Here is a 7,138-nt window from a genome sequence, read left to right on the forward strand (position 1 = left end):
TGGAAATTAGGGTATAGCCGGTTAGCTTAGTATTGCTTTTTTTAGCAGTTCGTTAGTTATATTTTCAGGGTAGAGAATAAGCAGCTATCAGAAAAGTTGTTTGGCAAAAAAGCTGAAGAGGAACAAACTCCTAAACCTAAAAAAAGCTCGGAGTTTTTTTTTAGTGGAGAGATTAAGAAATTACAATTACCGGAAAGGACTACAGGCTCGAACATTTATACAAATCGTGTTTTTATCGAAAGAATAAAACAATTTCAAGCAAACCTGATTTTAAATGAAAATCATAATAGCGATGCTAAAACAATGGACTATGAGGAAAATAACATTAAATACAAAATATTAATTAGCCCTATAAAAGATGCAGCTGGTGAAACAACATATATTTTTTCTATGACCTCATTCCAACCAGTAGATGAAGCTGTACAAATGTTACAGAGTTATTATATATACTTAATTATTTTTGTGCTGTTTCTAATTGTTCTGGTTTCATTTTATTATTCAAAAAAGATCGCTAAACCGTTGTTACAAATAAACGATACAACAAACAAGATTGCTAATTTGGATTTTTCGGAGATCATACCGATTAGATCGAAGGATGAAATTGGTACTTTATCACATAATATTAATACACATTATCATGTTATTGTATGACCATTATAGCAAAACATAAGATGGCGCAGTAAAATGAAGTCGTTATTTCGGCGGAATGGACACGTAATTTTAGCTAATATATTTATATTTTCGGTTGTTTAATAGCTAAATATTGGATATAATCGAATCAGGTTAGCTATTTTGAGGTGATTTTCATGAGAGTACCTTCGACCGAGGTGCAGAACAACTTTGGCAAATACTTGAAGTTTGCAGAAGCCGGTGAGGAAATCATCGTGACGAAGAACGGACGTGACGCTGCAAAAATGATCCCGATTGAAACGGAATCCTCTCTGGCAAGAGAAGACGCGCCGGAATACCGTACGGACGGGGAATGGGTGACCTATGAAGAATACCTGGATTTGGTCGAGAAGTCGGAACAGCGGTATGAGCTGATCGATGGGTCGCTGTACAACCTGGCATCGCCAACTTACGCCCACCAGCATGCGGTTCATGAATTGCACGGCATTTTCTACACTTGGTTCAAAGGCAAGAACTGCACGCCCCTTACTTCTCCCTTCGACATCAAACTGGTGAAATCGGAAGACAACATTTGCGTCGTTCAACCCGACATCATGGTGATCTGCGATAAGGAAAAAATCGACGAAAAAGGCAAGTACCAGGGCGTCCCGACATTGGTCGTCGAAGTGCTATCCCCGTCCACCAAGCGAAAGGACTTGATCACCAAGCTGGAACTGTACCTGGTGTGCGGCGTGAAGGAATACTGGATTGTCGATCCGCAAAACCGGACCGTGACGGTATACAAGCTGGACGGGCAGGACATTGTGGAAAACAGGGCCTTCATCAGCGGTGCGGATGAGTTCGTCCTGTCTTTTACCTTCGGCGGGCTCAGTGCACCGCTGCAGGATATATTTGGATGAGAAAAGAGCCCCGCAAACCGTCTGGTATTTCATCGAATACTGCTACGATCAGGCGCACTTCATAAAGGAATTTAAACGTTTCATGGGATACCCGCCAACCCAATGTATACCGAGGTAGGAGAGATCATCTATGTATAGCAACACGAGCGAAAGCCCTGCTGATCTATCATAACCATCTCGGCCGCCATTAAATATTCCCAAAAGAAGGGGCGTTTTAGATGAATAACAAATCGAATAGAATCCGCACTGCATCAAGGATCATAAAAGCGAAGCCGCAAGCAGTCTATCAGGCATTTATGGACCCGAAGGCGCTCGTTACCTGGCTTCCTCCCATAGGAATGGAGGGCAGAATCGATGCGTTCGACGCAAGGAGGGTGGCTTTTATTGCATGACCCTAACCTATATCGGTTCGGATCATCCTGCAGGTAAAACTTCAGACAACTCGGATGTTGCCCAGGGGGAATTCCTTGAACTTATTCCGGGCAAGAGGATCGTGCAACGCATTGTGTTTGAATCCGGGGATCCCGCGTTTGCTGGAAGCATGATCATGAATTGGAATTTAGATGAAGTCCCGGAAGGTACCGAAGTCACGATCGTCTGCGAAAACGTGCCGGAAGGCATCCGGCAGGACGATCATGTAGCCGGTATGAGTTCCACGCTTGCCAATCTCGTCGCTTTTCTGGAGTGACAAAGGATTGTACGTTGAAAAAATTCTATCCTTGACCACATGCAGCGTGCCTTGGAGGTATGTAATGGATTGGAGCCGGCATTCATCCCGGGATTGAAACCGGAATGAATACCAGTCTTAACAGTGAGGCTGCTTTTCTAAAGGGAACTATCATAAATTGGAATTGACTACTGAATGTATTTTCGGGCTTCGTCAATATCCTCAAACTTAAAACTATTCACAATCAAAAGTTGTAAAGCAGCGGCATCTGCCTTTGTAATCCCTTCCTTTATATCTTGCGAAACCTTCCAAATTTTTCAATCAGTACTTGAAGTGCTGTTTCAGACAACGCAGCAGCTTTACCTAACTCCATTCCCTTTTTCATACCTTCTTCTCTCCATACATCTGCCATCGCCATTGCTACTTCACGCCCTTTGCGGATAGACTGATTCAAGCTCATGAATGATTTTCTTCACGTCGCGTTCGGCAATCGACTTCCCCGCACTGAATACATAGCGTATCATCGTTTCCAAATATTCAATCCCCATCTGTTTGTCTTCCAGTTCATTCTTTCCTTACATTATACAGAACCTTCATTCTCTTTGCTATCGGGAGGGGGATTTCTGTGTTATGTTAGAACTTGTTTATTTTCCCTTCCGAAGACGAATCAACTTGGGCACCGTCTTTCCGGTTAAAAATGAAAGCATTTCCAAAAAACTTATATATTTTACAGGAATTTCTGGAAATAAACAGAAGTATATTTTTGAAGTATATTTTTTATATTGCGTGCAGGGGGAGGAACGATGTCCAAAAGTATTGAGAATCACCGCAAGGAGTTACTAATCCTAAAAACGATTGCCGAAACGTTGAACGAAAGTAATGATCTAAAGCAGATGCTTCAAAGTACGCTGGAAAAATTGCTTGAAGTGACAGGCATAAGTGCAGGCTGGATTTTTTTGGCGGAAGAGCGGCCATTTTATCAGAAGATGGCTGATTACAACTTGCCTCCGGCACTTGCTCGGGGAGACAAGAAGCCGATGAGATGCGGCACCTGTGATTGCCTGGATTTATATTGGAAAAATTCATTGAAAAAAGCGGTCAATATTATTAAATGCAGACGTCTGCAAGACGCAGTCGAACATTCTTGGGGAGACACTCAAAACCTCACCCATCATGCGACGGTTCCCTTGACCATCCGTGGAAAACGATTTGGCATTTTGAATGTCGCTTCGCCGGGAAAAAAGTATTTCAGCAATGAAGAACTTACTTTGCTCGAATCGGTAGCATACCAAATTGGAACCGCCGTGGAACGGACGAAACTGTATGAGCGGGAAAAAAAACAAGTCGAATATTATGCAAAGATCGATGAACTGACGCGCCACATATGGAATATCAATGATCCGGACATTCTCCTCAGAACCGTTATTGAACAGATTGGAAAAAATTTTGACTGGACGACGGCGGGCATCATCATGAAACGGCGTGATCGCTTGACCCTTCAGGCGCTTTATAGAGATGGAACGTCGAGATTAATGAATGAAACGTGGCGTTTCCCTGATTCGAAAGATTCTTCAGATATTATCGTTCAAGCGTATTTAGAGGAAAAAGTATGTGTAAGCGACCAAAAAGATTTTATTTTTCCTGCTCTCAATAATCATGGAGGCCAGTCTTCGATTGCCATACCGTTGAAATTGCATGAAATGCGTTATAGATATGAACAAAAAGGTGTGCTGTTCATCAGCAGACAGTTCGAACCGTTCACTGATTGTGAGTTTGAGGTGCTGAAAGTATTAGCGGAACATATTTCGTTAGCGATGGAAGAGGCCCGGCTTTATGAAGAACGGCAACAATTGCTCCTGACTGAAGAGCGAAACCGACTAGCCCGTGATTTGCATGATTCTGTCAATCAAAAACTGTTTTCTCTCTCTTTGACAGCCCGTGGACTGAAGGAAATGTTGAAACATGAAGATCAGATTGTAATAGAAGGCATTAACAACGTCGGTCAGTTGGCTCAAGAAGCTTTAACGGAGATGCGCTCCCTTATTTGGGAGCTTCGTCCGGACAACGCCGACAAAGGGATTATAGATTTACTGAAAGAATACGCCGAAAAAATTGGACTGAATGTGACCGTACAAATGAAAGAAGAAGGCCATCTCACGCAAAAGGTAGAAGATGCATTATGGCGTATCGGGCAAGAGGCGCTGAACAATGTCAGTAAACACGCTTGCACAAACCGCGCTCAAATTCGAATTGAATGTCAGCCTGACACCGTACGAATGGTTGTATCCGATCAAGGGCGAGGCTTTTCAATTGATCAAGCGTCGAATTACCCCAAGTCTCTTGGATTGACAAGTATGCGGGAACGGGCTGCACAAATAAACGGAAACTTGGAAATTGAAAGTACCGAGGGCAAGGGAACGACCATTACTGCTATCGTACCCATTGTGGAAGAGACAGGGGGTTAAGATGTGAAAATTAAGGTACTACTCGTCGATGATCATTTGGTTGTATTGAGAGGATTGCGGTTCTTTTTGCAAACACAATCTGATATCGAAATCATCGGCCAAGCGCAAAATGGGATAGAGGCGCTAAAAAAGGTTGAGGAATTAAAACCAGACATTGTGCTTATGGACGTACAAATGCCCAAGATGAACGGGATTGAGGCAACTAAGCAAATTTCAGAAAACTATCCCGATGTGAAAGTGATTATTCTTACAAGTTTCTCCGACCGGGATTCTGTCCTGCCAGCCATTAAAGCAGGAGCCCTCGGCTACCAGTTGAAAGATGTGGAGCCCGATGTTTTGGCGGAAACGATCAAAGCAGCAATGGAAGGCAATCGAACGTTTCATCCGCAAGTAACGAATCAACTGATTTCCCATGTGACAAAGGAAACTGAAACTGATAATGAGATACAAATCCTTACACCGAGGGAGAGAGAAGTACTGTACCATATCACTTTAGGACAAAGCAACAAGGAAATAGCAGCTGAACTACATGTTACTGAAAAAACAGTAAAGACCCACATCACCTCGATATTGGGAAAAATGGGGCTGCAAGATCGTACACAAGCGGCCCTTTATGCCATCAAACATAACTGGTTTGATTGATTGCTTCAAAAAAAAGTCTTGGACTAAGGTCTTATCTTGTATAAGGCCTTTTATGTATGCCAATTTTAGACATGGGTACGATTTTATCAAGATAAACAATGCTTAATATAAACATAGCAACCAAATATAGCCGAAAGGGTGCTTATGATGAATTTTTATGAGTATCAATATATGATAAAAGAACAAAATCGCCTGCTAAATCAAATCAATCGGGAAGCGTGGAAATACACGTCTGGTGATCGGCATCAAAAACCTTTCCGAAAGGTCATCCTATCTGTTTTAAAGCAATGAAGAACAGTTTTCGATGAAAAGAGTGAACCTCCCCTGCCAAATCAAAGATTTGGCAGGGGCTTCTGTCTATAGGTAAATTATTTATCCGGTTTAATATATGGGACCATTTGGGCGGTGGCTCCAACTGAAGCACCGCGGATAAAGTCTTTATTTTCCAGGGCTTTAAAATTTTCGGCTTGACCCGTCAGCATCACTCCCAAGATTTCCACCTCATCAAACGGTTTATTTTTATTTGATTTTAAAAACTCCTGAATGGTTTCGTTATTGCCATTTGCATCATATTTTTCAAGTGCCTCAATAAAGCTTTCGTATGCCTCTTTCGGTGAATCAGATGGATCAAATCCATAAACAGGCATACCTGCGGGTCCTTTGCTTTCATCCGCAATAGGTGATGTCATATACAACCATACAATGTTTAAATCATCAGGAATTTTTGGTTTAATTTCCTGGAATGTATAAGGCTGGTCGAAAGAAATCGCAACTTCCGCAACGTGATTTTTCATTTGGGAAATTTCCCCCAGTTCATTTTGTATACCGTCGTAGTACTTTTGGATAGAAGGATGATAAAAAGTCGCAACTTTACGTTTTGTTTGTTTATCATACTCATAAACTTGCGTATCGGACCAATAAACTCCAGGCATTAACTCGTTGTTATCAATGTGGGTGCGAAGCCAGTCATACGAACTCGTGAGTGTACTCCATTGCACTAAATAGCCGTTAATATTTTTGGAACGATTCGTCACTATGTTGCCGCCAAACATGGAGCGATTACTCGTTACTTGAGAATCGATATGAATATTGGCTTCGGCAATTTCATTATGTAAAAAGAGCTTTTCGTGAAGTCTTTCAGCACTTTTTGCTGCAAAGTAATTACCGGTTTTATAAAGGGTCGTTAACAGAATAAGTACAACGACCATTGATATAATGATTATTTTTAATAATTGTTTTCGTTTCGCCTTTTTTAGAGCATCTTTTAGCGAAGTATCCATTAACGTTTCCCTCCTACTTTTGATTTCAGAGACTCTCGCACAATGGGTAATGGAAAATAATTTTAAACCAATTGTAGGTTACAAATGCCAGTTTCGAAATGAGGAAATAGATTTAATCGTGGATAGTGAAGTATTGGTAGTTGAAAAGCCTTATAAACTATCTTACACATGGTAGGTGGTCCGATAGATACAATAGTCACATGGACTTTGAAAGAAGAAGGCGGAACAACTCACTTACATCTTGAGCAAACTGGATTTGAGAAAGAAGATCAAGCCTTCAACGGTGCGAAATATGGCTGGGCGTATAAGATAGAAGAACTTAAAAAGATGTTGGAGGAATTTGGAAACCAAGCCTGAACCTGTTACCGCCTGATCATAAGACGATAATTTTAAAAGGAAATGCTCAGGAAGGGCTAAGATGATTGGAAATTTGTTTAAGAACGTGTCTGAGCAGTTTTGTCGAACGTTCCAAAGTTCGAGCAGCTTTGAGGAGTAAATTTATGTTTTTTAGTCCTTAAAACAGAAAATGCACTTATCCACAGATGTAAAAATTTA

The 7,138-nt window shown here is 41.4% G+C and carries 9 protein-coding genes and 1 pseudogene; 7 read left to right on the forward strand and 3 right to left on the reverse strand.

What is annotated here, in order from left to right:
* Window positions 1–69: 69 nt before the first annotated feature.
* The 4 genes and pseudogenes from AB1L08_RS20835 to AB1L08_RS20850 all read left to right on the forward strand — a co-directional run.
* A pseudogene (locus AB1L08_RS20835) lies at window positions 70–630 on the forward strand (HAMP domain-containing protein); the annotation flags it as partial.
* Window positions 631–806: 176 nt separating this feature from the next.
* On the forward strand, window positions 807–1,529 hold the full coding sequence (locus AB1L08_RS20840) for a type II toxin-antitoxin system prevent-host-death family antitoxin (RefSeq protein WP_413066533.1): 723 nt from the start codon (window positions 807–809) through the stop codon (window positions 1,527–1,529).
* A gap of 218 nt (window positions 1,530–1,747) precedes the next feature.
* On the forward strand, window positions 1,748–1,921 hold the full coding sequence (locus AB1L08_RS20845; RefSeq protein ID WP_413066534.1) for an SRPBCC family protein: 174 nt from the start codon (window positions 1,748–1,750) through the stop codon (window positions 1,919–1,921).
* Window positions 1,918–2,217: an SRPBCC domain-containing protein gene (locus AB1L08_RS20850; RefSeq protein WP_413066535.1), complete on the forward strand. Its 300-nt coding sequence runs from the start codon at window positions 1,918–1,920 to the stop codon at window positions 2,215–2,217. The genes AB1L08_RS20845 and AB1L08_RS20850 overlap by 4 nt, the downstream gene beginning before the upstream one ends.
* Window positions 2,218–2,485: 268 nt before the next feature.
* Here AB1L08_RS20850 and AB1L08_RS20855 read toward each other — a convergent pair whose 3' ends face one another.
* Window positions 2,486–2,614: a hypothetical protein gene (locus tag AB1L08_RS20855; RefSeq protein ID WP_413066536.1), complete on the reverse strand. Its 129-nt coding sequence runs from the start codon at window positions 2,612–2,614 to the stop codon at window positions 2,486–2,488.
* Between the two features lie 7 nt (window positions 2,615–2,621).
* The gene (locus AB1L08_RS20860; protein ID WP_413066537.1) at window positions 2,622–2,744 is read right to left on the reverse strand and encodes a hypothetical protein; all 123 of its coding nucleotides are present in this window, start codon (window positions 2,742–2,744) and stop codon (window positions 2,622–2,624) included.
* Between the two features lie 255 nt (window positions 2,745–2,999).
* Here AB1L08_RS20860 and AB1L08_RS20865 point away from each other — a divergent pair, with 255 nt between their 5' ends.
* Window positions 3,000–4,661, forward strand: a complete 1,662-nt coding sequence (locus AB1L08_RS20865; protein ID WP_413066538.1) for a sensor histidine kinase — start codon at window positions 3,000–3,002, stop codon at window positions 4,659–4,661.
* A gap of 3 nt (window positions 4,662–4,664) precedes the next feature.
* Window positions 4,665–5,303 carry a response regulator gene (locus AB1L08_RS20870; protein ID WP_413066539.1) on the forward strand — a complete coding sequence of 213 codons (639 nt, stop codon included), beginning with the start codon at window positions 4,665–4,667 and terminating at the stop codon, window positions 5,301–5,303.
* Window positions 5,304–5,671: 368 nt separating this feature from the next.
* Here AB1L08_RS20870 and AB1L08_RS20875 read toward each other — a convergent pair whose 3' ends face one another.
* Window positions 5,672–6,583, reverse strand: coding sequence for a sigma factor regulator N-terminal domain-containing protein (locus AB1L08_RS20875; protein ID WP_413066540.1), 912 nt, complete (start codon window positions 6,581–6,583; stop codon window positions 5,672–5,674).
* 207 nt (window positions 6,584–6,790) lie between these two features.
* Between AB1L08_RS20875 and AB1L08_RS20880 the strand changes: the two genes are divergently transcribed.
* Window positions 6,791–6,940: an SRPBCC family protein gene (locus AB1L08_RS20880; protein WP_413066541.1), complete on the forward strand. Its 150-nt coding sequence runs from the start codon at window positions 6,791–6,793 to the stop codon at window positions 6,938–6,940.
* Window positions 6,941–7,138: the final 198 nt, after the last annotated feature.

Source organism: Siminovitchia jepli (genome assembly GCF_047228825.1).
In the GTDB taxonomy this organism is placed as follows: Bacteria; Bacillota; Bacilli; order Bacillales; family Bacillaceae_C; genus Siminovitchia.

What these genes read in the sequence shown, in the direction of transcription:
- AB1L08_RS20840 (WP_413066533.1), top strand. Translation starts at nt 807, where the DNA reads ATGAGAGTACCTTCGACCGAGGTGCAGAACAACTTTGGCAAATACTTG.
- AB1L08_RS20845 (WP_413066534.1), top strand. Translation starts at nt 1,748, where the DNA reads ATGAATAACAAATCGAATAGAATCCGCACTGCATCAAGGATCATAAAA.
- AB1L08_RS20850 (WP_413066535.1), top strand. Translation starts at nt 1,918, where the DNA reads ATGACCCTAACCTATATCGGTTCGGATCATCCTGCAGGTAAAACTTCA.
- AB1L08_RS20855 (WP_413066536.1), bottom strand. Translation starts at nt 2,614, where the DNA reads ATGGCGATGGCAGATGTATGGAGAGAAGAAGGTATGAAAAAGGGAATG.
- AB1L08_RS20860 (WP_413066537.1), bottom strand. Translation starts at nt 2,744, where the DNA reads ATGGGGATTGAATATTTGGAAACGATGATACGCTATGTATTCAGTGCG.
- AB1L08_RS20865 (WP_413066538.1), top strand. Translation starts at nt 3,000, where the DNA reads ATGTCCAAAAGTATTGAGAATCACCGCAAGGAGTTACTAATCCTAAAA.
- AB1L08_RS20875 (WP_413066540.1), bottom strand. Translation starts at nt 6,583, where the DNA reads ATGGATACTTCGCTAAAAGATGCTCTAAAAAAGGCGAAACGAAAACAA.